24 protein-coding genes are annotated in these 24,686 nt (G+C 59.9%); 14 read left to right on the forward strand and 10 right to left on the reverse strand.

The features are described 5' to 3' along the window. Positions 1-7: 7 nt before the first annotated feature. Positions 8-562 (reverse strand): ActR/PrrA/RegA family redox response regulator transcription factor, encoded by a 555-nt coding sequence (locus R1T40_RS16030; protein ID WP_106162488.1) that lies wholly within the window; start codon positions 560-562, stop codon positions 8-10. Between the two features lie 81 nt (positions 563-643). Then, positions 644-1,267, reverse strand: a complete 624-nt coding sequence (locus R1T40_RS16035; protein ID WP_317384833.1) for an SCO family protein — start codon at positions 1,265-1,267, stop codon at positions 644-646. A 119-nt stretch (positions 1,268-1,386) separates the two neighbouring features. Here R1T40_RS16035 and regB point away from each other — a divergent pair, with 119 nt between their 5' ends. The 8 genes from regB (at position 1,387) to trxA (ending at position 13,291) form a co-directional block, all read left to right on the forward strand. Continuing rightward, on the forward strand, positions 1,387-2,784 hold the full coding sequence (regB, locus tag R1T40_RS16040; protein WP_317386989.1) for a sensor histidine kinase RegB: 1,398 nt from the start codon (positions 1,387-1,389) through the stop codon (positions 2,782-2,784). Positions 2,785-2,870: 86 nt separating this feature from the next. Beyond that, positions 2,871-4,421 (forward strand): PAS-domain containing protein, encoded by a 1,551-nt coding sequence (locus tag R1T40_RS16045; RefSeq protein WP_106162485.1) that lies wholly within the window; start codon positions 2,871-2,873, stop codon positions 4,419-4,421. Positions 4,422-4,462: 41 nt separating this feature from the next. Then, the gene (gene tsaE, locus R1T40_RS16050) at positions 4,463-4,939 is read left to right on the forward strand and encodes a tRNA (adenosine(37)-N6)-threonylcarbamoyltransferase complex ATPase subunit type 1 TsaE (protein ID WP_317384834.1); all 477 of its coding nucleotides are present in this window, start codon (positions 4,463-4,465) and stop codon (positions 4,937-4,939) included. Then, positions 4,936-5,934 (forward strand): aminoglycoside phosphotransferase family protein, encoded by a 999-nt coding sequence (locus R1T40_RS16055; RefSeq protein WP_317384835.1) that lies wholly within the window; start codon positions 4,936-4,938, stop codon positions 5,932-5,934. The genes tsaE and R1T40_RS16055 overlap by 4 nt, the downstream gene beginning before the upstream one ends. Next, complete coding sequence (locus R1T40_RS16060) at positions 5,931-6,620, forward strand: nucleotidyltransferase family protein (RefSeq protein ID WP_317384836.1); 690 nt, start codon at positions 5,931-5,933, stop codon at positions 6,618-6,620. Before R1T40_RS16055 ends, R1T40_RS16060 begins: the two co-directional genes overlap by 4 nt. Beyond that, positions 6,613-9,546, forward strand: coding sequence for a double-strand break repair protein AddB (addB, locus tag R1T40_RS16065; RefSeq protein ID WP_317384837.1), 2,934 nt, complete (start codon positions 6,613-6,615; stop codon positions 9,544-9,546). Before R1T40_RS16060 ends, addB begins: the two co-directional genes overlap by 8 nt. Beyond that, positions 9,543-12,908, forward strand: a complete 3,366-nt coding sequence (gene addA / locus R1T40_RS16070) for a double-strand break repair helicase AddA (protein ID WP_317384838.1) — start codon at positions 9,543-9,545, stop codon at positions 12,906-12,908. The genes addB and addA overlap by 4 nt, the downstream gene beginning before the upstream one ends. 62 nt (positions 12,909-12,970) lie before the next feature. Beyond that, a complete protein-coding gene (trxA, locus tag R1T40_RS16075) occupies positions 12,971-13,291 on the forward strand; it encodes a thioredoxin (RefSeq protein ID WP_106162480.1) in 321 nt (106 codons plus the stop codon). A 142-nt stretch (positions 13,292-13,433) separates the two neighbouring features. Here the strand turns inward: trxA and R1T40_RS16080 are convergent, their stop codons facing one another. Next, positions 13,434-13,628 (reverse strand): DUF1127 domain-containing protein, encoded by a 195-nt coding sequence (locus tag R1T40_RS16080; protein ID WP_106162479.1) that lies wholly within the window; start codon positions 13,626-13,628, stop codon positions 13,434-13,436. Positions 13,629-13,863: 235 nt separating this feature from the next. On the opposite strand from R1T40_RS16080, the gene hslV reads away from it, so the two are divergent. The 4 genes from hslV (at position 13,864) to R1T40_RS16100 (ending at position 17,996) form a co-directional block, all read left to right on the forward strand. After that, the gene (gene hslV, locus R1T40_RS16085) at positions 13,864-14,421 is read left to right on the forward strand and encodes an ATP-dependent protease subunit HslV (RefSeq protein WP_106162478.1); all 558 of its coding nucleotides are present in this window, start codon (positions 13,864-13,866) and stop codon (positions 14,419-14,421) included. Next, the gene (locus R1T40_RS16090) at positions 14,418-15,473 is read left to right on the forward strand and encodes a hypothetical protein (RefSeq protein WP_317384839.1); all 1,056 of its coding nucleotides are present in this window, start codon (positions 14,418-14,420) and stop codon (positions 15,471-15,473) included. The genes hslV and R1T40_RS16090 overlap by 4 nt, the downstream gene beginning before the upstream one ends. 15 nt (positions 15,474-15,488) lie before the next feature. Further along, a complete protein-coding gene (hslU, locus tag R1T40_RS16095) occupies positions 15,489-16,799 on the forward strand; it encodes an ATP-dependent protease ATPase subunit HslU (protein WP_317384840.1) in 1,311 nt (436 codons plus the stop codon). 75 nt (positions 16,800-16,874) lie between these two features. Next, positions 16,875-17,996, forward strand: coding sequence for an alpha/beta hydrolase (locus R1T40_RS16100; RefSeq protein WP_317384841.1), 1,122 nt, complete (start codon positions 16,875-16,877; stop codon positions 17,994-17,996). A gap of 3 nt (positions 17,997-17,999) precedes the next feature. Here the strand turns inward: R1T40_RS16100 and R1T40_RS16105 are convergent, their stop codons facing one another. Genes R1T40_RS16105 through R1T40_RS16115 form a run of 3 tightly spaced genes read right to left on the reverse strand, consistent with a single transcriptional unit; the run spans position 18,000 to position 20,313 of the window. Continuing rightward, positions 18,000-18,602, reverse strand: a complete 603-nt coding sequence (locus R1T40_RS16105; RefSeq protein WP_317384842.1) for a Smr/MutS family protein — start codon at positions 18,600-18,602, stop codon at positions 18,000-18,002. Further along, on the reverse strand, positions 18,602-19,660 hold the full coding sequence (gene mltA / locus R1T40_RS16110) for a murein transglycosylase A (RefSeq protein WP_317384843.1): 1,059 nt from the start codon (positions 19,658-19,660) through the stop codon (positions 18,602-18,604). The genes R1T40_RS16105 and mltA overlap by 1 nt, the downstream gene beginning before the upstream one ends. Continuing rightward, the gene (locus tag R1T40_RS16115; RefSeq protein ID WP_317384844.1) at positions 19,657-20,313 is read right to left on the reverse strand and encodes a Tim44/TimA family putative adaptor protein; all 657 of its coding nucleotides are present in this window, start codon (positions 20,311-20,313) and stop codon (positions 19,657-19,659) included. Before R1T40_RS16115 ends, mltA begins: the two co-directional genes overlap by 4 nt. A 114-nt stretch (positions 20,314-20,427) precedes the next feature. On the opposite strand from R1T40_RS16115, the gene R1T40_RS16120 reads away from it, so the two are divergent. Both R1T40_RS16120 and secB read left to right on the forward strand, forming a co-directional pair. After that, entirely contained in the window at positions 20,428-20,925 is a 498-nt protein-coding gene (locus R1T40_RS16120; RefSeq protein ID WP_317384845.1) for an FxsA family protein, read from the forward strand. A 64-nt stretch (positions 20,926-20,989) separates the two neighbouring features. Beyond that, positions 20,990-21,481, forward strand: a complete 492-nt coding sequence (gene secB / locus R1T40_RS16125; RefSeq protein WP_106162470.1) for a protein-export chaperone SecB — start codon at positions 20,990-20,992, stop codon at positions 21,479-21,481. Positions 21,482-21,543: 62 nt separating this feature from the next. On the opposite strand, the gene dnaQ is transcribed toward secB, so the two are convergent. From dnaQ to R1T40_RS16145, 4 genes are read right to left on the reverse strand one after another with little or no spacing between them, the layout of a single operon-like run. After that, a complete protein-coding gene (dnaQ, locus tag R1T40_RS16130) occupies positions 21,544-22,275 on the reverse strand; it encodes a DNA polymerase III subunit epsilon (protein WP_317384846.1) in 732 nt (243 codons plus the stop codon). Beyond that, on the reverse strand, positions 22,268-22,861 hold the full coding sequence (gene coaE / locus R1T40_RS16135) for a dephospho-CoA kinase (protein ID WP_317384847.1): 594 nt from the start codon (positions 22,859-22,861) through the stop codon (positions 22,268-22,270). Before coaE ends, dnaQ begins: the two co-directional genes overlap by 8 nt. Continuing rightward, on the reverse strand, positions 22,858-23,691 hold the full coding sequence (locus R1T40_RS16140) for a shikimate dehydrogenase (RefSeq protein ID WP_317384848.1): 834 nt from the start codon (positions 23,689-23,691) through the stop codon (positions 22,858-22,860). Before R1T40_RS16140 ends, coaE begins: the two co-directional genes overlap by 4 nt. Then, complete coding sequence (locus R1T40_RS16145) at positions 23,688-24,287, reverse strand: Maf family protein (RefSeq protein ID WP_317384849.1); 600 nt, start codon at positions 24,285-24,287, stop codon at positions 23,688-23,690. Before R1T40_RS16145 ends, R1T40_RS16140 begins: the two co-directional genes overlap by 4 nt. Positions 24,288-24,686 lie beyond the last annotated feature (399 nt).

Here is a 24,686-nt window from a genome sequence, read left to right on the forward strand (position 1 = left end):
GGCAGCCCTACTTCGGACTACGCTTGGCAAGGATGCGTTGCAGTGTACGTCGATGCATGTTCAGGCGCCGCGCGGTTTCTGACACATTGCGATCACACAGCTCATACACCCGCTGGATATGTTCCCAGCGCACCCGGTCCGCGCTCATCGGGTTGTCCGGTGGTGGCGGCAGCGCATCATCCCCTGCCAGAAGCGCATTGGTGATGTCCGTGGCATCTGCCGGCTTCGACAGGTAATCAGTCGCACCGATTTTCACCGCGGCCACGGCAGTGGCGATCGCGCCATAGCCCGTCAGCACAACGATGCGGCTGTCGGGACGTTTTTCCCGCAGAACCTCCACCACATCGAGGCCATTTCCATCCTCAAGACGCAAATCCACCACGGCATAGGCCGGCGGTCGTGCAGAGACGATCGCTTGTCCTGAGGCAACTGAATCCGCGGTCTCAACTGCAAAACCACGTTTCTCCATTGCCTTGGCCAACCGGCGCAGAAATGGCTCGTCATCATCGACCAACAGTAGCGAGGGATCAGGTCCAATTGCGGACTGTGCTGCTTCGGCCATTCACTTTCCTTCCAGCGTCAAGCGCATTTGTTATTTGAGATACTACGTCGCGGATCCGAAACGTCAAATCTCTGCTGTGCATTAGCTGTTGTCGATGAAACAGGCGACGCGATCCGCCATCTGTTCGGGCGTCACGTCGCGACGGAAAAAATCCACAAAACCATGTTCGGGCAGCACGAGGTAGGACATGGTCGTGTGATCCACGAGATAGTAGTCCTCATCCCCGTCCTGGGCCTTGTAATAGGTCTTATAAGCTTGGCTGGCGGCTTTCACCTGTTCAGGTGACCCGGTGAGACCGATCATCTTTTCGTGCAGGTTAAAGGCAAAATCTCCAACCACTTCTGGTGTGTCACGCTTGGGGTCGATCGAGATGAAGACCGGCGTGGTCGAGTAGCCCTTATCAGACAGCACATCCACCGCTTCAGCATTACGCGCTGTATCGAGCGGGCAGACGTCCGGACAAAATGTATACCCAAAATAGAGAATCGAAGGTTCGGTGATCACATCCGTGTCGGTCACAGTTTCGCCTTTTGCATTCACCAATTCAAAAGGCCCGCCAATAGCGCCGCTGCCACCTGCGACCGCACTCGCCCGGCATTGCGCGAATGCATCGTCCGAACCGCTCCCACGCAGGGTCATGTACCAAACGCCACCCAGCACAGCGACGATGCCAGCGAACGCCAGAATTGCAATATTTCGAACCATGTCTCGTTTCCTCATAGAGCTGCACGGGATAGACACGCTGGGAAGACGTGCCGCAGTTGAACCCGGTTGGCGCTAGACCTATCAACAATTACCGGCGATGCAACGGGAGCAAACGTCACATGAGCGAAACCACTTTTGGATTGATGGGTGGCCAGGAACGCAGCCATTGGATTCGCCTGCGCACGTTGATCGTATTACGCTGGGTCGCGATCATCGGCCAAGCTACGGCGATCATCGCGGCGCAAACACAGTACAACCTGCAACTTTCGGTATTGCCTTGCTATTTCGCGATCGGAGTCTCGGCTCTGGCCAATCTGGTTGCGCTCATCGTGTTTCCGGAAAACAAGCGGCTGTCAGAGTTCCAGAACTTTCTGATGGTGCTGTTCGATCTGCTCCAGCTGTGCTTCCTGCTCTATATGACCGGAGGTCTGAACAACCCCTTTGCGTTGCTTGTTCTGGGCCCCGTGACAATCTCGGCCACCGTGATGGGGCTGCGATCAACCCTGATCATCGGGGCAAGTGCGATCTTCTTGGTTTCGCTCCTTGTTCCGCTGCATATCCCTTTGGAAACAGCAGAGGGAACAATCTTGCGCATGCCATCCCTGTTCGTCTTTGGCCACTGGTGTGCGCTGGTCATCGCCATCCTCTTTATCGGTGCGTATTCCTATCGGATCAGTGCCGAAATCCGGTCGATGTCCGATGCGCTGGCAGCAACGCAATTTGCCCTGTCGCGCGAGCAGAAACTGACGGACCTTGGCGGTGTGGTTGCAGCAGCGGCTCATGAGCTCGGGACACCGCTTGCCACTATCAAGCTGACAAGTTCGGAGTTGATCGAGGAACTCGATGAGCTGCCCGAACTTCAGGAAGACGCACGGCTGATCCGCGAGCAGGCTGATCGCTGCCGCGACATCCTTCGGAGCATGGGGCGCACGGGCAACGATGACCTGCATCTGCGTCAGACCCCTTTGTCCGCCTTGATGCATGAGGCTGCAGAACCACATTTCGACCGGGGCAAGGACATTCGCTTCAGTGAACATCCCGCTGACGAGGATGCGCTGCACCAGCCCAGCATTCTGCGCAAACCAGAGATCATCCACGGACTGCGCAACCTTGTGCAGAACGCCGTGGACTTTGCGCAAACGACAGTCTGGATCGAGCTGCATTGGAGCGCTGATCATATCACGGTGCGGATCTGCGATGATGGCAATGGATTCCCCGGCCATCTGCTTGGTCGTCTGGGTGACCCGTTTATGCGGCGGCGGTCAACGCATTCTGATCGCAGCAAACGCCCAGGATACGAAGGCATGGGTCTGGGCCTATTTATCGCAAAAACACTTCTCGAACGCACCGGCGCACGGCTGGAGTTTGCAAATGCCCGCGACGTTCGAATTTCTCATAATCTGGCGCCCTCGCAAAATGGCGCACTTGTCGTTGTCACTTGGCCCCGACGCAAAATCGATGCCATCAGCGGCGACACTCCGGTTCCAGCCGGAAAAAACGTCCCGTTACAATTTTAACAATTCACTTTTGGTAAACCAGTTAAACTTCGCTTAACCATTGTCAGAGAACATAAGGCTCAAGGAGAACAAGCGAGGCTGTGTCCATGCAAGATTTGATGTCCGTTGAGTGGTTTATTCTGGCGAGCCTTTGCATCGCCAGCGCAGCCGTTGCGGTCTGGTTCCTTAATCCAAAGACGGAACGCAAAGGCATGGAGCAGGATCTTCTGCTGGCCGATGGACGCACCGATGCCGTGTTCCTCTTCGACGATCAGACGCTGATTGCCTGGTCATCCGGTGCCCGCAAATTCCTTGGTGAAAATGCCGACGATTTCAGCTGGACCAAACTGCGCGACAAACTATCCCGCAGCTATCCTGGCCTGCCACAATCCCCCGGTTTTCTGCGCGATGTCGGCTCTCTGACACTATCCGGCACCGCAGAGGCAGACAGCCGCGAAGCCCATTGCGAGTGGATCGATGGCGTCACCCGCGTGCAATTGCGCCGCACCTCGACCGAGCTGGGTCAGGCGGGAGATGATCAGGAGCTGACAACCCTGCGCGCCGCCGTACATCAGGCCCCCTACCCGGTCTGGCTGCAGTCCGATGACGCCCGCGTCACCTGGACCAATCTCGCCTATGACCGTTTGAACCAGAAAATCCGTGGCCGCGGCAATGATACCTCGGCGCCTTTGTTTCCCAACCTCGATGCGCCGATGAACAGCGGTCGGCCAGAACGGGTCTCGATCGAGCTGCCGGAAACCGACAAGAAGCTCTGGTACAATGTCTCCACCACAGAGACCGAAGCCGGCTGGCTCTGCCACGCGATGGATGTGAATGCCGTTGTCGATGCGGAGGTGGCCCAGCGGAACTTTGTTCAGACCCTGGCCAAGACCTTTGCCCAGCTTTCGATCGGTCTGGCGATCTTTGACCGCAACCGCCAACTGGTGCTGTTCAACCCTGTATTGATCGACCTGACCGCGCTGCCCGCAAGCTTCCTCAGCTCGCGCCCCAATATGATGTCCTTCTTTGACCGCCTGCGCGATCAGCGCATGATGCCGGAACCAAAGAACTATTCCAGCTGGCGTCACCAGATGGCGGATCTGCTCGAAGCCGCAGCTGAAGGACGTTATCAGGAAACCTGGTCGCTTCCCTCTGGATCGGTCTACTCGGTCTCTGGCCGTCCGCACCCCGACGGGGCGATCGCCTTCCTGTTTGAGGATATCACCGCAGAAATCACCCTGACCCGTCAGTTCCGTTCCGAACTGGAGCTGGGCCAGTCGATCCTCGATCACATTGACGATGCCTTTGCAGTCTTCGGCACCGATGGCAGCATGGTCTACTCCAACACCGCATACCACCACATGTGGAAGACCGACCCGGAAGCGAGCTTTGCCAAGGTCTCCATCGCCGATGCTTGCCGCACCTGGCAGGAACTATCGGGTCCGACCCCGACCTGGGGTGAGGTGCGCGATTTTGTCGCCGGTGGCACCGAAGATCACAGTGACTGGTGGTCGCGTGTGGAAATGCGCAACGGCGACCATATGATTTGCCGGGTTCAATCGCTGCAGAATGGCTCCACCATGGTGCGTTTCCAGAAGGTTGGTGCGCCACTGGCCCCGCCAGAACAAGAGCGGTTTGCCGCCTCGAAGGAAGCCTGAACCCGCTTGCGGAGCCTCGCGCGCAACGTCATTGTGGCGCCATGATACAGAGCTCCGCGACCTGCAGTTTGCCCAGCAGCGCTGCAACAACAGAACTGGCCCAACGCATCGCCCGGATCCTTCTTCCGGGCGATGTTGTCTTGCTTGAGGGACCGATCGGCGCGGGCAAGACGCATTTTGCCCGCAGCCTGATCCAGTCCTTGCTGGAAGTGCCCGAGGATGTGCCCTCTCCCACCTTCACGCTGGTGCAAACCTACGATGTGTCCTGCGGGGAACTTTGGCACGCGGATCTCTATCGTCTGTCGCATGTGGACGAGGTCGAGGAACTCGGCCTCATCACCGCCTTCGATGATGCGATCTGCCTGGTGGAATGGCCCGACCGGCTGGAAGAGTTGCGCCCGGACACGGCGCTGACTCTGCGCCTGTCGCTCGACGAGACCACCGATGACGCGCGCCATGCTGAGCTGAGCTGGACATCCGAGGGCTGGGCGCAACGTCTCGAAGGGATTCTCTCATGAGCACCCGTAACGGTGAGATCACCGCGTTTCTGACCGCAAGTGGTTACGACAGCTGGACGGCCAAACCGCTGGCCGGGGATGCCTCCAGCCGCCGCTACCAGCGGCTGACGTCGGAAAGGGGCGCCAGCGCCATCCTGATGGACTGGCCGCCCGCAGACGGCGGCGACACCCAACCCTTTGCCGATCTGGCAGAGAACCTGCGTCACAAAGGCGTCTCCGCCCCGGAAATCATCGCCCGGGATCACGCGCGCGGGCTGTTGTTGATAGAAGATCTCGGAGATGCGCTCTTTACCGAGGTCATCGCGCAGGATTCCTCCGCCGAAATGCCGCTCTATCGGGCCGCGACCGATCTTCTGGTACATCTTCAGGACACGCCCGTGGCCGACCTGCCCCCACTTGGCCCCCGGATCATGGCCGAGATGACCTCGCTGGCCTTCAGCGAATATCGCCAGACCGTCCTTGGCGATCCAGCAGAGGATGTGCAGGCGCGATTTGAGAATCGGTTCGAGGATATCCTGCGTGAACATCTGCAGGGCGACATGGTGTTCGTGCATCGCGACTACCACGCACAGAACCTGCTGTGGCTGCCCGAACGCGCGGGCATCGCGCGGGTCGGGGTGATTGATTTTCAGGACGCAAAGCTGGGGCATCGTGCCTACGATTTAGTGTCCTTACTGCAGGACGCTCGTCGCGACGTGCCCGCCGGGGTCGAACTGCAGATGATCGATCATTACATCCACGCCACCAACATAGATGACTCGGCTTTCCGCAGCGCCTATGCGGTCATCGGAGTGCAACGCAATATGCGCATCCTTGGCATTTTTGCCCGCCTGTCGCAGAACGCGGGCAAGCACCACTATATCGACTACGTGCCACGGGTTTGGGCCCATTTCGAGCACGGCCTGAACCATCCAGCCCTCGCACCCGTAGCGGAGGAGCTGCTAAGCGCCCTGCCCGCGCCCACACCCGACGCTCTGGAAAGGCTGCGCGCATGAGTTCGCCCACCGCCGTGATGATCTTTGCCGCCGGTTTCGGCACCCGCATGGGCGCCCTGACGGCTGATCGGCCAAAGCCGATGATCCCCGTTGCAGGACGCCCCCTGATCGACCATGCGCTGGATCTGGCCGCCGAGGTGCACCCGGAACGCATCGTGATCAATTCCCATTACAAGGCGGATGTCCTGCACGCCCATCTCGCACACCGCGACCTGCTGATCAGCCATGAGGCCGATCAGATCCTCGATACCGGCGGCGGATTGAAACAGGCGCGCCCGCTCCTCAACGCGAAGTCCGCCTATACGTTGAACCCAGATGTAACCTGGTCCGGCCCCAACCCGCTGCGCGTGTTGCAGGACATGTGGCGCGCGGACGATATGGATGCGCTGCTTCTCTGCGTGCCGACGGCGCGCGCTGTCGGGCGGCTGGGTTCGGGAGATTTTTCCACCGATGACGCCGGTAACATCAGCCGGGGCGGTGACCTTGTCTACACTGGTGCGCAAATTCTCAAACTGGATCATATGGACCGGGTGGCGGAGACGGTGTTTTCTCTCAACCGGCTTTGGGATCTGATGATCTCCGACACACGGGCATCCGCTGTGGAGTATCCCGGCCATTGGTGCGACGTCGGCCGCCCAGAAGGCGTCACCCTCGCAGAAGAGATGATGGCAGGCGCAGATGTTTGATCCAGACCACAGCACCCCGCGGCTGTTTGCGGTGCCCTGCGGAGTGGATTTCCCGCGCGCATTGGTCGACGGGCTTAGACAACGGTTCGCCGATCATCCGCCAGAGGCGCTGGCAAGGGTCGAACTGATCCTAAACACCGAACGGATGAGCCGCCGGGTGAGGCAGCTGTTCGACAGCGGGCCGGCGGGTCTCCTGCCACGAATATCGCTCCTCTCGGGTCTCAGCCGACAGGCCAACCTGCGCGGTCTGCCACCTGCCCTGCCGCCCCTGCGCCGCCGGTTGGAACTGTCGCAGCTGATCGCCAGATTGCTGGATGCGCAGCCGGATCTGGCCGCGCGCGCCTCGCTTTATGATCTATCCGACAGCCTCGCCGAGCTGATCGATGAAATGCAAAGCGAGGGCGTCACCACAGACCAGATCCGTGCGCTGGATGTCTCTGATATGTCGGGGCATTGGAAACGGGCGCAGGATTTCATCGGGATCGCCGATCAGTTTGTGGACATGCATGAAAACGCGCTCGACGTGAACGCGCGCCAGCGGCAGGTGGTCCTAGACCTGATCGCTGAATGGCAGCGCAGGCCGCCGCAACATCCGATCATCCTCGCAGGCTCCACCGGGTCGCGCGGCACCACGCTGTTGCTGATGGAAGCGATCGCCCGCCTGCCGCAGGGCGCCGTGGTGCTGCCCGGGTTCGACTTCGATCAACCGGCAGAGGTCTGGGACACTCTGACCGATGGGCTGGTTGCCGAAGACCACCCGCAATACCGGTTCTGCAAGCTGATGCGGGATCTGGACCTTGGGCCCCGGGATATCCACGGCTGGGTCGACATGACGCCGCCCTCACTGCCACGCAACCGTCTGGTGTCTCTCGCCCTGCGCCCTGCCCCGGTGACCGACGCCTGGATGAGCGAAGGCCCGCATTTGACGCAGCTTGATCAGGCGACCAAGGCACTGACCCTGATCGAGGCCGACAGCCCACGCAGCGAGGCGCTGGCCATTGCCCTCCGCCTGCGCCAGGCCGCCGAGGACGGTCAAACCGCCGCGCTGATCACACCGGACCGGATGCTGACCCGGCAAGTCTCTGCAGCGCTGGACCGCTGGAACATCCTGCCCGACGATTCCGCCGGCCTGCCCCTTCAGCTCTCGCCGCCGGGGCGTTTTTTGCGCCATGTGGCGGATCTGTTCTGCCGACCACTGCAGGCCGACATGCTGCTGACCCTGCTAAAACACCCGCTGACCCATTCCGGCGAGGCGCGCGGACAGCACCTGTTGCACGCGCGCGATCTGGAACTGCACATGAGGCGCTATGGCCCGCCGTTTCCGGACCAAGACAGCCTGATCGCATTCGGCTCCACCCGAGATCTTCTGCCCGGTTGGGCCGGTTGGCTGGCCCGGAGCTTTGCAGGGCGAGACCTGTCCGGCAGCCGCGCCCTCAGCGATTGGGTCGCCGATCTTCGTCAAACTGCGGAGGTGATCGCTGCCGGATCGCAATCAGAGGGCACCGGCGAGCTGTGGGACAAGAAGGCGGGCATCGCCGCACGCGATGTGATCGACGAATTGCAGGCCGAGGCGCCCCATGGCGGCGACATGACCGCGCGTGATTTTGCCGACCTTCTTGGCGCCGTCTTGTCGCAGGGCGAGGTCCGGGACCGCGATGCCCCTTATGGGTCGATCCTGATCTGGGGCACGCTGGAGGCCCGTGTACAGGGCGCGGATCTGGTGATCCTTGGCGGCTTGAACGAGGGCAGCTGGCCGGAGGCCGCACGCCCGGATCCCTGGCTCAACCGCAAACTGCGACACGAAGCCGGGTTGCTGCTCCCGGAACGACGCATAGGCCTGTCGGCGCATGATTTCCAACAGGCGATCGCCGCGCCCGAAGTCTGGCTCACCCGGGCGGTACGGTCCGAAGAGGCCGACACCGTGCCCTCGCGCTGGCTCAACCGGCTGACAAATCTCCTGGGTGGTCTGCCGGATCAAGGCGGTCAAACCGCACTGTCGGCCATGCAGATGCGCGGTCAAGTCTGGCTCGACTGGGCCAGCGTGCTGGATGCGCCCCTGCCTACGCCACTCAGCCCGCGCCCCTCGCCGCGTCCGCCGGTTGCGGCACGGCCACGGCGGTTGACCGTGACCGAGATCCCGAAACTGATCCGCGACCCTTACGCAATCTATGCCAAGCACGTGCTGCGCTTGCGCCCCGTCGACCCGCTCTTGCAGGAACCCGACGCATTGTTGCGTGGCACGGTAATCCACAAGATATTGGAAGAGTTCATAAAATCGGCTCAAGAACGACCGGAAACCCTCTCGGCACAGGATTTCATTGAACAGTCACGCCGTATTCTTGAGGAGGATGTACCGTGGCCGGTCGCCCGCACCCTCTGGCTCACGCGACTGAAAAAGGTGGCCGATGATTTTGTGCGCGGTGAACACGAACGCCAGTCGCGCGCGCGCCCATCGGGATTTGAGAAATCCGGCAACGTGAGGCTTGATCCGCTCGATTTCGAGATCGCGGCCAAGGCCGACCGGATCGATGTAGACGACCGTGGGCTCTTGCATCTTTACGACTACAAAACCGGCGAACCACCCTCGGAGAAACAGCAGAAGTCCTTCGAAAAACAGCTGCTGATCGAGACTGCAATGGCCGAACAGGGTGCATTTTCGGACTACGGTGCGGCCCGGGTGGAACGCGCACTCTATATCGGGCTGAAACCTCCCGTGAAAGAAGTCGCCGCGCCGATCCTTGATGAACCACCGGCCAAGGTCTGGGCGGAATTGCGCAGCCTGATCGAGGCCTATTTCGACGTTACCCAAGGATATAGCAGCCGCCGCATGGTACACCGCGATGACTTTGCCGGCGACTATGACCACCTCGCCCGCTACGGCGAATGGGACCGCAGTTCGGACCCGGTGCCTGAGGATCTGACATGAACCGCAACGCCGCCTCCGAAGCGCAGTTTCGCGCCGCCCGTCCCGATGCCTCCACCTGGCTTGCAGCCAACGCGGGATCGGGCAAAACTAAGGTACTGACAGACCGGGTCGCGCGACTGCTGTTGCGCGGGGTGGAGCCTCAGCACATCCTGTGCCTGACCTACACCAAGGCCGCCGCCAGCGAGATGCAGAACCGATTGTTCCAGCGGCTCGGAGAATGGGCGATGCTGCCGGATACAAAACTGCGGGCCGCGCTGGTGGATCTGGGCGCAGAGGACGCCGCATTGGGGGACGGTCTGGCACAGGCGCGAACGCTCTTTGCCCGTGCGATCGAGACCCCAGGTGGCCTCAAGATCCAGACCATCCATTCGTTCTGTTCGTCACTCCTGCGGCGTTTCCCGCTGGAAGCCGGGGTGAGCCCGCAGTTCTCGGAAATGGAAGATCGCGCCGCCGCGATGCTGCGGTCGGAGATCACCGAAGATATGGCGCAGGGACCCGACGCGCATGTGGTTGAGGCCGCGTCCTATTACATCGGAGGGATGGATTTCGAGACGCTGACGGCAGAGATCTGCCGCCGGCAAGCGGGTTTCAATCCCGATCTGAACCGCGACACGCTTGGCGAGGTATTTGATCTGCCGAAAGGCTACAATCTGGACGCGCTGACGGCTGAGGTGTTTCTCGGCAATGAGGCGGAGATCCTGTCGCGCACGGTGGAGATGCTGAAGACCGGCGGGGCCACAGACGGCAAGAACGCCTCGACACTGGCGCGGATCACCGCGATCACGCCAGATGTGCTGCCACTGCTGGAGGATGTTTTCCTCACCGGCAAGGGGGCAAAAGAACCGTTCGCCGCCAAGATCGGCAGCTTTCCCACCAAGAAGCTGCGCGAGAGCCACGGCGTTCTGATGGACCAGCTGGAGCCTTTCATGGCGCGGGTGGAAACTGCCCGTCCGCGTCGCCTGGCCCTCGATGCGATGGACAAATCGCTGGTGCTGCATGATTTCGCCCGCGTGTTTCTGCCGGAATACGAGCGGCGCAAACAGCTGCGCGGTTGGCTCGATTTTGACGATCTGATCGTCAAAGCCCGCAACTTGTTGACTGATCCCGCTGTGGCGGCCTGGGTGCTGTACCGGCTGGATGGTGGCATCGACCATATCCTCGTGGACGAAGCACAGGACACCAGCCCGGTGCAATGGGACGTGGTTGAAAAGCTGGCGCAGGAATTCACTGCTGGCCTCGGCGCGCGTCAGGAAGTGGAGCGCACCATCTTTGTGGTCGGCGACAAGAAACAGTCGATCTATTCCTTTCAGGGCGCGGACCCGGATGCCTTTGACCGCATGCAGGCGGAATTTGGCCGCAGGCTGGAAGACACCGGCGACGGGCTGCAAAGCGCGAGCTTGGCGTTTTCCTTCCGCTCCTCGGCGGCGATTCTCGGGCTGGTCGACGTGGTGTTTGATGGGCAGGATCGCGCAGGCTTTGTGCAGGATGCCAAACACCAGGCGTTCAAATCCGACCTGCCGGGACGGGTGGACCTTTGGCCGCTGGTGGAAAAGACCGAGGACGAGGAGGATCGCGACTGGACCGATCCTGTTGATCGCCCCAGCCCGCGCCACCATGCGGTGATCCTGGCCGAACGCATAGCCGGTCAGATCAAGGAGATGATCGACAGCGGCGTGACCATCCCGGAAGACGGGGTCGAGCGCGGCACTTTCCAGCGTCGCCCCGTGCATGCCGGGGATTTCCTGATCCTGGTGCAGCGGCGGTCCGACTTGTTTTCCGAGATCATCCGCGCCTGCAAGGCGGCAAACCTGCCGATCGCTGGGGCGGACCGGCTAAAAGTGGGGGCGGAATTGGCGGTCAAGGACATCGCGGCACTGTTGCGGTTCCTCGCTCTGCCGGAGGATTCCCTGTCGCTCGCCGAAGCGCTGAAATCTCCGATCTTTGGTTGGAGCGAACAGATGTTGTTCGACCTCTCCCATCGACGCACGGATATGCACCTCTGGCCCGCCCTGCGCGCGCGCGCCGCGGAGTTTCCTGAAACGATGGAGATCCTGAACGACCTGCGTGGGCAGGCCGATTTCCTGCGCCCCTACGACCTGATCGAACGCATCCTGACACGCCATCTGGGGCGGGCAAAACTGCTGGGCCGCCTTGGCACCGAAGCTGAGGATGGCATCAACGCGCTGTTGTCTCAGGCGCTGGCCTATGAGCGTACCGAAGTGCCCAGCCTCACCGGATTTCTCGTCTGGATGCAGACCGATGATCTGGAGATCAAACGCCAGATGGGCGCCGCCAGTGCGATGATCCGAGTGATGTCGGTGCATGGGTCCAAGGGTCTGGAAGCGCCGATCGTGATCCTGCCGGACACCACCAAACGCCGCCCCTCTCCCCCGTCCGAAGTGATGGAGGTCGCAGGCACACCGCTGTGGCGGGTAAGCAGTGACCAGATGCCCCCCGCGATGGAGGCAGCCAAAGATTTTGCGCAGGAGAAACAGGCCAACGAACGGTTGCGGCTGCTGTACGTGGCGCTGACGCGGGCGGAAAAATGGCTGATCGTGGCCGGGGCTGGTGATCTCGATAAGGGCGGTGACAGTTGGTATCAGCGGGTCGAGGCTGCAATGAAGACTATGGGCGCCCTGCCCTGTGACGCCCCAGGCGGCGAGGGGCTAAGGTGGGCTCATGGGGACTGGGACGCCCTGCCCTTCGTGCCCTCCGACCTGACCGAAGAAGACGAAATCACCCTGCCGGAGGTTTTCCGCCGCGCCGCGCCGCCCTATGTCGCGCCCGCGGCCACCCTGCGCCCCTCCGAGGATCTGGGCGGCGCAAAGGCCCTGCCCGGTGACAGCGGCCTCAGCGAAGACGAGGCCAAGGCGCGTGGAACCGCGCTGCATCTGCTTCTGGAACATCTGCCCGAGATGCCCGAAGACGAATGGAACAGCCGCGCCGAACAGATCACCCGACATGAGGACTGGCAGGCCCTGTTGATGGAGGCGCGTCAGGTTCTGTCTGCGCCGGGCTGCGCCGAGGTCTTTGCCACGGACGCCCTTGCCGAAGTTGCAATTTCAGCAGATCTGGGTGCTGCGCGAATGCACGGTGTCATCGACCGGCTTCTCGTGACACCGGAGCGTGTGCTGGCGGTGGATTTCAAATCCAATGCGGTGGTGCCGAGCGCCCCAGAGGCCTGTCCCGAAGGCTTGTTACGGCAGATGGGCGCCTATGATGCGGCGCTGCGCCAGATCTACCCGGACCGCAGAATCGAGACCGCAATCCTGTGGACGCGAACCGCCACTTTGATGCCGCTTCCGGTCACCCTGATCACACAGGCGCGTGAACGGGCTGGTTTCCAGCGACTGGAACCTTGACGCCGCCTGCCAGCGTCCATAGGTTCCGGGTCCAGTTGCCAAACTTCTCAGGAGACATCCCAATGTCCACCGTAGCCGTCACCGACGCGACTTTCGACGCCGAAGTCAAGAATTCCGATGTCCCCGTAGTGGTGGACTTCTGGGCCGAATGGTGCGGCCCCTGTAAACAGATCGGCCCCGCTCTGGAAGAGCTGGCCGCCGAATATGATGGCAAGATCAAGATTGCCAAGGTCGACGTCGACAGCAACCCGAACGCTGCAGCCGCCATGGGCGTGCGTGGCATTCCCGCGCTCTTCGTCTTCAAAGACGGCCAGGTGGTCTCCAACCGCGCCGGCGCTGCCCCGAAAGCCGCGCTGAAGAGCTGGATCGACGAGTCCATCTGACTCAACCGATCACCGAAATAGAAAAAGGCGCGTCCCGCGGGAGGCGCCTTTTTTCATGGCGTATCGGCTCGCCAGCCCCGCACAAAGGAAAAGCCGCCCTGCGTCAGGACGGCTCTCACTTCACCGGATATGTCATCTGGGTTTAGATCGCTTGGATTTCGGCGCGGGTCAGGCCGATGTCTTCAAGCTGTGCGTCGGTCAGGGAGGACAGAGCCTTGCGGGTGATGCGGGCTTCGTTCCAGTCGGCCAGTTTGGTGCGCAGGTTGAAGAAGAAGTCGACTGCGCGCAGAACTGCGACAGAGCCGGCCGGTGCAATAACGTTGCTTGCGTTTGCCATGATCGTGTTCCTTGATAGATCCAGCCGACCCCTTGTCGGTTGTTGATGCTCATGTACGATCGTGCAGTGAGTCTCACAATTGCCCATTCCTCAGCCCCGGGATGCACTGGGCGCATAGCAATTAAGCAGTTTGTAAACAGTTGCGATATCCGCCGCGCACTGTCCCAGCAGAGCGCCGCCCTTGTGCCGGGGCAGTGATACTTCCATATAGGTCAGCAAAGAAACGGAGGCTTTTATGGCAGAGGATCAATTTCCCGGCTGGCACGGCACCACCATCATCGGCGTCCGCAAGGGCGGCGAGGTTGTTGTGGCCGGGGACGGTCAGGTATCGCTGGGACAGACCGTGATCAAGGGCAGTGCCCGCAAGGTGCGTCGTCTGTCGCCGGGCGGCTATGACGTGGTGGCGGGGTTTGCCGGGTCCACCGCAGATGCGTTTACCCTGCTGGAACGGCTCGAGGCCAAGCTGGAAGCCACGCCGGGTCAACTGCAGCGCGCCAGTGTCGAGCTGGCCAAGGACTGGCGCACCGATAAGTACCTGCAAAAGCTGGAAGCGATGCTGATCGTCACTGACGGCAAGGATCTCTACGTGATCACCGGCGCCGGCGATGTGCTGGAGCCGGAACATGACGTCGCGGCGATCGGCTCTGGCGGCAATTTCGCACTGGCGGCCGCCCGCGGCATGATGGACAGCGACCGCAATGCCGAAACCGTGGCACGGGACGCGATGGCGATCGCCTCGGAAATCTGCGTCTACACCAATGGCAATCTCACGGTAGAGAGCATCTCCAAATGATCTCGCGCGACGATCTCAGGGCGGCTGTCGGCTCCGGGCTGTTATCCGAGGCGCAGGCGGTTTCCCTCACAGCGCTGGCGGACAGCCGTCGTGGCGCGCGCGAGGACCTGTCGCCCGGTGATGAACCGTTTGAACTGTTCAAAGGCTTCAACGAGATCTTCATTGTTGTTGGCCTGGTGATCCTCGCCATGGGCTGGGTTGCGGTGAACACCGCCTCCATGCTGACCGAGATCGTCAACTATCGGGCGCAGGCCACCACCGCGGCGCTGATCGGGGCTGTGCTGCTCTGGGGACTTGCGGAGTATTTCATCCGCCGCCGTCGTATGGTGGCGCCTGCCATCGCACTGTCGGTGATGTTTGCGGGCAATGCCGCCACAGGCTTCATCGCCCAATATGCCCAGCCTTTCATGATCGCGCAGGAGGATTATTCCTCGCTGCCAATGGCCTTGAGCTTGTCGACGCTGGCGCTCTTTGTCTTCTGGTGGCGGTTCCGGGTGCCCTTTTCCATGGCGCTGATCGCGCTTGGCCTTTTTGCTGTGGCGCTGATTGTTGCGGCAGATCAATCTGGCGTGCCCACCGAACTGGGTGACCTGTTCCGCCTCAGCGCCAATGGCCCCTTCGCCTGGGTCACGCTTGTGGTGGGGCTTCTGGTCTTTGCCGTTGCCATGGCCTTTGACCTCAGCGATCCGCATCGGGTGACCCGCCGTTCCGCGCAAGGCTTCTGGCTGCATGTGGTGGCGGCACCGGCGCTTGTGAACACCATCGCGCTGTCGCTGCTCGAAGGCGACCAGGGCCTGATCCTGGCGCTGGTGCTTGGGATCTTTGCGCTCATCGCGATCGTAATTGATCGCCGGTCATTCCTGATCACCGCCATCGGCTATATCGTGGCGCTGAGCACAACCGTCTTCGACAGCGAGGGCACCGGGATCAGCATCCTGGCGCTTGGCGTGGTTCTGGTGGTCCTTGGCGCCTTTTGGGCGCGGATCCGAGCCGCGCTGCTTTCGCTCCTTTCCGGCGTGCTGCCCCTTCACCGGCTGCCGCCCTCTCACTGACCTCAAGGGATAGACATGACTGATCTGACCCCCCGCGAAATCGTTTCCGAACTCGACCGGTTCATCATCGGCCAGAAGGACGCAAAGCGCGCCGTGGCCGTGGCCCTCCGCAACCGCTGGCGGCGTAAGCAGCTGCCGGATGACCTGCGCGACGAGGTGCACCCCAAGAACATCCTGATGATCGGCCCCACCGGGGTCGGCAAAACCGAGATCTCGCGCCGGCTGGCCAAACTGGCCCGCGCCCCCTTCATCAAGATCGAGGCGACCAAGTTCACCGAAGTGGGCTACGTTGGTCGCGACGTAGAGCAAATCCTGCGCGATCTGGTGGACACAGCCATCGTCCAGACCCGCGAGCACATGCGTGAAGATGTGAAATCAAAGGCGCACAAGGCCGCCGAGGACCGCGTTCTGCATGCCATCGCCGGTGAAGACGCCCGCGAGAGCACGCTCGACATGTTCCGCAAGAAGCTGAAATCCGGCGAACTCGATGACACGGTGATCGAGCTGGACATCACCGATACCTCAAACCCGATGGGCGGCATGTTCGAAGTGCCCGGACAACCCGGCGGCAACATGGGGATGATGAATCTCGGCGATCTGTTCGGCAAAGCCATGGGCGGGCGCACCACGAAGAAGAAACTGACCGTCGCCGAAAGCTATGACATCCTGATCAGCGAAGAAGCCGACAAGCTGCTGGATGACGAGACGGTGACCAAGGCCGCATTGGAATCGGTTGAGCAGAACGGCATCGTGTTTCTTGACGAGATCGACAAGGTTTGTGCCCGCACCGATGCACGTGGCGGCGATGTCAGCCGCGAGGGTGTGCAGCGCGACTTGCTGCCACTGATCGAAGGCACCACCGTCAGCACCAAACATGGCCCCGTGAAGACCGACCATATCCTGTTCATTGCCTCCGGTGCCTTCCACATCGCCAAGCCCTCGGATTTGCTGCCGGAACTGCAGGGTCGCCTGCCGATCCGGGTCAACCTGCGCGCACTGAGTGAAGAAGACTTTGTCCGCATCCTGACCGAGACCGACAATGCGCTGACCCGTCAATACGAAGCGCTTCTGGGCACCGAGAAGGTCAAGGTCACCTTCACCAAGGACGGCATTCACGCGCTGGCGCAGATCGCGGCCGAGGTGAACCACAGCGTCGAGAACATCGGCGCGCGGCGTCTCTACACGGTAATGGAGCGGGTGTTTGAGGAAATATCCTTTGCCGCGCCGGATCGCGGCGGCGAGGAAATCGTCGTAGATGAGGCCTTTGTTCACAAAAATCTCGGCGAACTCACCAAGTCTGCGGATCTCAGCCGCTACGTGCTCTAGATCTTTGCGCCAACTTCGCTACCTTGCCCGAGATATGTTCGGGCAAGGTCGTTATCCGGTGTGAAGGGTCATAGAATGAAGAGAACCGTGCTGGCTTTTTGCGCGGCAATTTTGCTGGCGGCCTGCGCTGATCGCGATTTGATGCCGATCGTTCCCAACGCCGTCAGCATCGGTACGCCCTTCACGGTGTTTGCAACCACGACCCGGGAAGAGGAACCGGACGGAACATTGGGATTTGGCCGATCCGACCAATTGCGGATGATGGAAATGACCGTCACCATCCCTCCCAGCCACTCGCCCGGTGAACTCTCGTATCGCCACAAGAACCCCGATCCCCACAAGAATTTCACCATTGCAGAGAATGTTTCGGTCGCGTCAGTCTCAGACTTGCGTCAGCGGTTCCTTCGCGAACAGCGTGAGAATAACTGGCCGCTGCGCGAAGTGACGATCTTTGTACATGGCTACAACAGTACCCATCCAGAAACCGCATATAGAGCCGCGCAGATGGCTTATGATGTCGATCTGCCCGGGTCTCTGGTGATGTATTCCTGGCCCAGTCGAGGTCGAGCCTTTGGCTACGCCTACGATCTCGACAGCATGCTCTTCGCGCGCGATGGTCTGGAGGAAACGATACGCAGGGTGAAAGCAGCCGGCGCGCAGCGTATCATTCTGGTTGCGCACTCTATGGGCACCGCACTTGCCATGGAGATGCTGCGACAGGCGGACATGCGTCGTCCCGGCTGGGCGGCACGCACGCTGAACGGCGGCGTCATGCTGATATCACCTGATCTGGACGTGGATCTGTTTGAAAGCCAGATGGCCGATCTGAACGTCGTTCCGCAGCCCTTTGCACTTATGGTCTCCGAAAAGGATCGCATTCTGAATATTTCTGGTCGGCTCCGCGGTACCAGCCAGGGAGAGCGGCTTGGCAACATAAAGTCCGCGAATCGTTTGCAAAGCTGGCCAATCGAAGTCATTGACCTCACCGCCTTTAACGCAGACGCGGCTTCGGGTCACTTTGTTGCGGCCACATCACCAAGCCTGTTGGCAGTCCTGAAATCCGCAGGCGACATAAGCCGGGTTTTTGGTCCGGTCGATCCCAGTCTGCTTGAACAGATCCTGCCACAGTCCCAGACAATTGTAAGTGAACATGGAAAACTGATGGTCGAACGTCAGCGACGGCGCGAGGCGCGTTGAGGCCTAGCGGATACGCCGCAAATAGACATAGTACGCACCTTCACCACCATGACTGATGTGCGCGGGGGTCACTTGCAGGACCGCTTGCGCCAACGGGGGAAGCGACAGCCATTGTGGAACCTGGTGGCGCAGAATACCGCGCGGGACAGGCATCGGTCCAGGCGCGTCGCGATCCTTGCCCTTACCTGTAATGACCAAGACCAGCCGCTTGTTGGAGGCCTGCGCCGATAGGATAAAGCGGTTCAGCGCCCCGTGTGCAGACTCCATCCGCATACCGTGCAGATCGAGCTTTCCTTCCGGTTTCAGCTTGCCCCGCTTCATGCGGCGAAAGGCTTTCTCATCCATTCGCACGGGATCTCCTGCCAGCTTGCGCCCGGGAGAGGGTTTGAGGTCATGCGTCGGCATTTTCCCGCGCGCATGGCTGCCCACTTCAAAATGCGGCAAGGCAGCGTTTGGTGTGCGGTGCGGTTTTGGCTTGGGTCGCGGGGCAGGGGGATCCGCATGGTCTCCGCCCATTTTCTCACGATCTGACTGAAGACGCTCTGCGTGCTTCACAACCTTCTGCCAGAGGTCGATTTCTTCATCTGTCAGTTTGCGCCGCGTCATCACAGATCATCCGGCAACATGGCATAGGCGCGTTGTATCGGCATCAGAACCATCAGACGTCCGGGGTCCTTCAACTGGCCAGCCTTGCGCCCGGCCTCATCGCCCGCACCAAAGAAGATATCGGCCCGTTGCGCGCCCTTGATGGCCGATCCGGTATCCTGTGCGATCATCAACCGCCGCATCTTGGACTGACCGTTTTTTTCGATCCAGACCGGCGCACCGAGCGGGGTATAGGCCGGATCCACCGCGATCGACCGCATGGGGGTGATGGATCTGTTCATCGCACCCAGAGGCCCCCTGTTTGCAGCAACGCGATTGACCTCACGGAAAAAGACATAAGAGGGATTATGCATCAACAGCTCCGCGCCAGGCTCGGGGTTGCGTCGCACCCAATTGCGAATGACACCAGCGCTGACCTGATGCAGGCTATAGATGCCACGCCGAACAAGCTCTTGCCCGATCGACCGGTAGGGATGCCCATTTGCACCGCCATACCCCACGCGAATGGTTGAACCATCTTGCAGACGAATGCGTCCAGACCCTTGGATTTGCAAAAAGAACAGCTCAACGGGATCTTCGACCCAGGCGATTTCCAGCCCGCGTCCCTTCAGTACGTCGGTACTGAGGATGTCACGCCGTGAGAGCCAAAGCGATGTCGCGCGTGCTTCTGGCGGCATACGGTAGACAGGATAGCGATAGCGATTTGTACGGTGGCGGGAGCCGTTGAGCTCGGGTTCAAAGTAACCAGTAAACAGACCATCTTTGCCATCTTCGATCAGCACCGGACGGAAGAACAGCTCGAAGAACGCGCGCGCGCCGCTGTCATCGGCATTTTGAGCCAAGGCGCAGAGTGATTGCCAGTCCGCGCCCTCCATATCCATACAGGTTTCCCTGAAAACACGAAGGGCCTCGACATGATTGTCGAGGTCCCAGTCTGAAAGTTCGCTGAATTCCATTATCCGCAGAGACGGACCTGTTTCGGGCTGCGCTCCGGCGCCGGAACAGAGGGTCGCAGCCAGAAATGCCGCGCCCAGTCCCCGCCGAAGCGTCCCCGTCATGCGTCCGTTGCCACCAGCAACCAGTTCGGATCATCCGCGCCCATCTTGCGCGAGAATGTCCAGGTGTCCTTCTGGCGTTTAACGGCCTTTGGATCACCCTCGACAATTTCACCAGCACGGTTCCGCACCGCGGAGGTCAGCTCACCAACAAATCGAACCGTTACTTCTGCTGTCGTGGTTGCCGCATCAAAGCTGACGTCGGCGATGGTGGTTTCGCGAACCCCGATGAACTCAGCCTCAATGGTAAGCCCCTGATCTTCGCGTGCCGACACGGCATCAACAAAGCTCTGGAAAATCTCATCGGAGATGAAGGGCTGAATCCCGTCGAGTTCACCGGTTTCGAAGCCCATCAAGATCATCTCATAGGCACCGCGCGCGCCTTGCACAAACTCGGCCACGTGGAACGACGGGTCCACACGCTTCATTTCGGCGAGAGCCTGCGCCTGCGGGCTGCCTTCATCGACGTAGGCAATAATGTCGTCATCAGGGCTTCCCTCGATAACTTCAAACTTGCGTTGCGGCGAACGCGCTTCACTGCCCGCCAGAGGAGGCTTTTCAAACCCCTCGCGCGTACCCAGAACGCTCTTCAGGCGCAGGATCAGAAAAACCGCGATGCCAGCCAGGACCAAAAGCTCTACCAAGGGCGACTCCATTCATACCTCATCGTCCAATAGGACCTGTCGGTTTGAAACCGACGTGTTCTGCTCTTATGTAGGTGACAGGCGGGACCAAGTCCACCGTTCTGCCCTAAAGAGAGGACGCCTATCATGCCCCTTTTTCTGGCTTTTTTGCTAGTGCCGATTATTGAAATCGCCCTGTTCATACAGGTCGGTGGCCTGATTGGGCTGTGGCCGACCCTCGGCATCGTCATATTGACGGCTGTTCTTGGGACATGGCTCGTGCGCACTCAAGGCCAGTTGGCGCTTGGGCAACTCCGCGGATCATTTGAGAGACTCTCCGATCCGACTGAACCCTTGGCGCATGGCGCGATGATCCTACTGGCCGGGGCGTTGTTGCTGACGCCCGGTTTTTTCACCGATGCATTTGGTTTTCTGCTTCTGGTTCCCGGATTTCGCACCCGTGCTTTTGCCTACCTGCGATCCAAGGTCACCGTGGCGTCATTTCAAATGGGATCAGACCCACGCCACAGTGCCCGACCGCGTCCTGCCGACTCGCGGGGCGACGTCATAGATGGCGACTATAAAGAGGTCACACCACGACCGCGCCGGGATGATCCCTCCGGTTGGGTTGAAGGGCCGAAATAAGACTTTGAGGATGGCTCTCCAAGCTGGTAAGCACGCTGCGACATGTTAAATTCAGGAGATTTCCATGGCCGAAAATGGCGCAGCCGAGGGCGCGGAGCAACCGCAAGTCCAGATGAACATTATCGGACAGTTCATTCGCGATCTGTCCTTTGAGAACGTGATGGCGCAAAAAGGCGTCGGTGGCGAAGTGCAGCCCGACGTCAACGTTCAGGTGGCGCTCGATGCCAAGAAGCGCAGCACCGAAAACCAGTATGAAGTCATCACCAAGCTGACCATCGAATCCAAGAACAAAACAGGCGGTGAAGTGCTGTTTGTTCTGGAGCTGGAATATGTCGGCATCTTCAACATCGCAGGTGTGCCCGAAGATCAGTTGCACCCGTTCCTGTTGATCGAGTGCCCGCGGATGCTGTTCCCGTTCCTGCGCCGTATCGTTTCCGACATCAGCCGCGACGGTGGCTTCCCGCCGCTGAACCTCGACAACATCGACTTCGTGGCGATCTACCGCAACGAGCTGGCACGTCGTCAGACCGAAGGTGCAAGCGAAACGCCAAACTGATTGGAAAGCTTCACATCTGTGAGCTTTGTCAGGCGCTGCGACCAGAGGTCGCGGCGCCTTTCTTATTCAGAGGTCGAAGCCCAGAGCGCATCTTCGCCCAACTTGGCGACAAATTCCTCATGTGCGGCTTTTTCCTCTGCCGTGAGGCGTGAGGGCAGGGGGGCCGGACGTGGTGACGGGCGCCAGTTGAGGTCCACCGCACTTGGACCGCCGGAGGATCCTGACGACAGGCCAAAATCAGGCTGACGTCCACCAATCAATTCCAGATAGACATCCGCAAGGATCTCAGAGTCGAGAAGCGCGCCGTGCAATGTCCGATTTGAGTTGTCGATGCTGAAACGCCGGCAAAGCGCATCTAGCGTGGCCGGCGAGCCGGGATAGCGCTTTCGCGCCATGGCCAGCGTATCGATCGCCTGCTCCATGGGCAGCTGAGGCAGGTTCATCCATCCCAGTTCTGCATTGAGAAACTTCATGTCGAAGCTGGCGTTGTGGATCACCATTTGAGACTCGCCCACGAAATCCAAGAATGCCTGACCAACCTCGGCAAACAGGGGCTTATCCTTCAGGATCACCTGTCCGGGGCCGGGCGGTTGTGGTGGTTCGAGAAGATCAGGCCCGATACCATGCACACCAAATGCCTCATGCGGCATGGAGCGTTGCGGGTTTATATAGACATGAAACGTCTCACCCGTAGGCATATGGTTGAGCAGTTCCACCGCACCAATTTCGACAATGCGATCACCTGAGAAGGGGTCAAAGCCGGTGGTTTCCGTATCGAGTACGATTTCACGCATGCGCCATTCTCCGTCTGATATCTGCAAGCACCTCTGCCACCTGGCTCCGGGCATGATCGGGGGTATCGGTCTCGATCTGGTAGTCGCTTCGTGCCAGTTTTTCTGCGATCGGGAGCTGCTTTGCAAGGATCTGCCGAAACTGGTCCTCGGTCATTGTTCCGCGGGCAAGAACACGATCACGCTGAACCTCCGGGGCCACATGGACACAGGCCACGGCGTGCATCTCCGCGTCGCCCTCCGTCTCAAACAACAGTGGAATGTCAAAGACCAAGATATCGGCGCGTGCGGTTTGTCTGAATAGCTCTCGATCTGCCTTCACCAGTGGATGAACGATCGCCTCCAGCTGAGAAATGACATCTTTATCCTTTGATATCAGATCTTTGAGGACAGATCGATCCACGCTCCCATCCCGCGTGGCCTGCGGAAACAGAAGAGATATCGGCTCAACCGCCGCCCCTCCATCGGCATATAGTCGATGAACGGCCGCGTCCGCATCCCAGATCGCACACCCTGCCTCTGCAAAGAGGGTCGCGGTCGTGGATTTTCCCATTCCGATCGAGCCGGTCAATCCTAGCGAAAATGTCATCCGGTTGCGGCGGTACGCGCAGACATATCAACCTCCGGCCGCTGACCAAACCAGCGCTCGAATCCGGGGGCAGCCTGATGCAACAACATGCCAAGCCCATCAACGACCGTGCATCCCGCGTCTTCGGCAGCGAGCAACAATTTGGTCTTGAGCGGCGCATAAACCAGGTCGGTAACGACGATCCCGGCGTGCAACCCGTCCAACGGAACGCGCAAGGGCCGCTGGCCCATCATCCCGAGCGACGTCGTATTCACGATAAGTGCCGCGTCCTCGATGATGTTGCCTGCCTGAACCCAATCAATGACAGTTATTCGAGCGCCAAACGTTTCTGCCAAATCCTCGGCGCGCGAGCGCGTGCGATTGGTGATACGGATCTCAGGCACGCCAGCTTCGATCAGCGAGGCAATCACTGCACGGCTGGCACCACCGGCACCGAAAACCGTCGCGGGTCCGGACTTAGGATCCCAATCGGGTGCGCCCTCATGCAGGTTGGTGATAAAGCCGTATCCATCCGTATTGTCAGCGACGATAGACCCGTCTTCCCGGAAGATCAGGGTATTGGCCGCCCCCATCAACTTTGCCCGGTCCGTGACCTTATCCGCGATCTCCATGATCGCTTCCTTGTGAGGAATAGTCACATTTGCTCCGACAAAGCCCATACGCGGCATCATGCGTACAACCGCCTCTAGATCGTCTGGCTCCACATGCATCGGCATATAATGTCCCGCAATCTCGTTGGTCGTGAGCCAATGTCGATGCAATTGCGGGGATTTGGAGTGGGCGATCGGACAACCGATCACAGCAGCGAGCGGGATCTTGTGCTCTGTCATTGTTCGATAATCCCCTGCAGTCCCAGATAGTTCATGAGTTCCAACATCGGTAGCCCCAGGACATTAAAGTAGCTGCCGTCAATGGTTGTAAACAGTCGCACACCCTCTTCTTCGAGTTTGTACGCGCCCACCGCATGTCTGATACTGTCCCAGTTGCGGTCGACGTACCCCTCTAGATAGACATCACTCGCCTGTCGCATCACAAGTCGCACCTGACCTACGTGCCGCCAGAGCGGCTCTCCGTCTTTATAAATCACGGCAGCCGACAGAAGCATATGACGTTTGCCGCGCATCGCCCGGAGCTGTTTCAGCGCATCGTCGGCGGTTTCTGGCTTCGACAGCAATCGCCCCTCAAAATCCAACACCTGATCACACCCCAGGACCATGTCACCGGGACACTTGCCCGAAACCTTGCGTGCTTTGGCTTCGGCCAGTGTATCCGCGATATCACGCGGTGCAGCCTGCTCGGCCAACAGCGCGGCCTTTATCGCATCTTCGTCAACGCGCGCGACCTCTACGCGGAAGTCCACGCCAGCCTGACGGAGCAACTGAGCGCGGATCTCGGAACGAGACGCCAAGATGATGTGGGTATTCATGTGGACAACCCTATGGGAAAACGTCTGATCATTCAGGGACGTTTTGTATGATTTACCCCCCTCAACGCAAGGGTGGGATAAACCTCGAAATCTCAGGTGATTCCTCCGCGATTCCTCCATCCGGTATTGGGATAACTTTGAACAAGTGGATAAGTCGGTCACTCCCAGCTTTTCCCAATCTTATCCCCACCTTCACCTTCGTAAAGAAACCCTTAACGCCCCCATGTTTTATGGCGTTAACCAAAAATTCATCCTCAAGGCAGGAACAGGGCGCTGAGATTATCCACGCTGTGCAGAACCGGTATGAAAACTCGATAATCCACTGTTTTCGGGGTGTACTACAAAAACATCATCCTTATAAAACTTATATATTTATATAGGGTGGCCCAACGGGACCGC

The organism is Tritonibacter scottomollicae (assembly GCF_032924845.1).
GTDB lineage: Bacteria > Pseudomonadota > Alphaproteobacteria > Rhodobacterales > Rhodobacteraceae > Epibacterium > Epibacterium scottomollicae.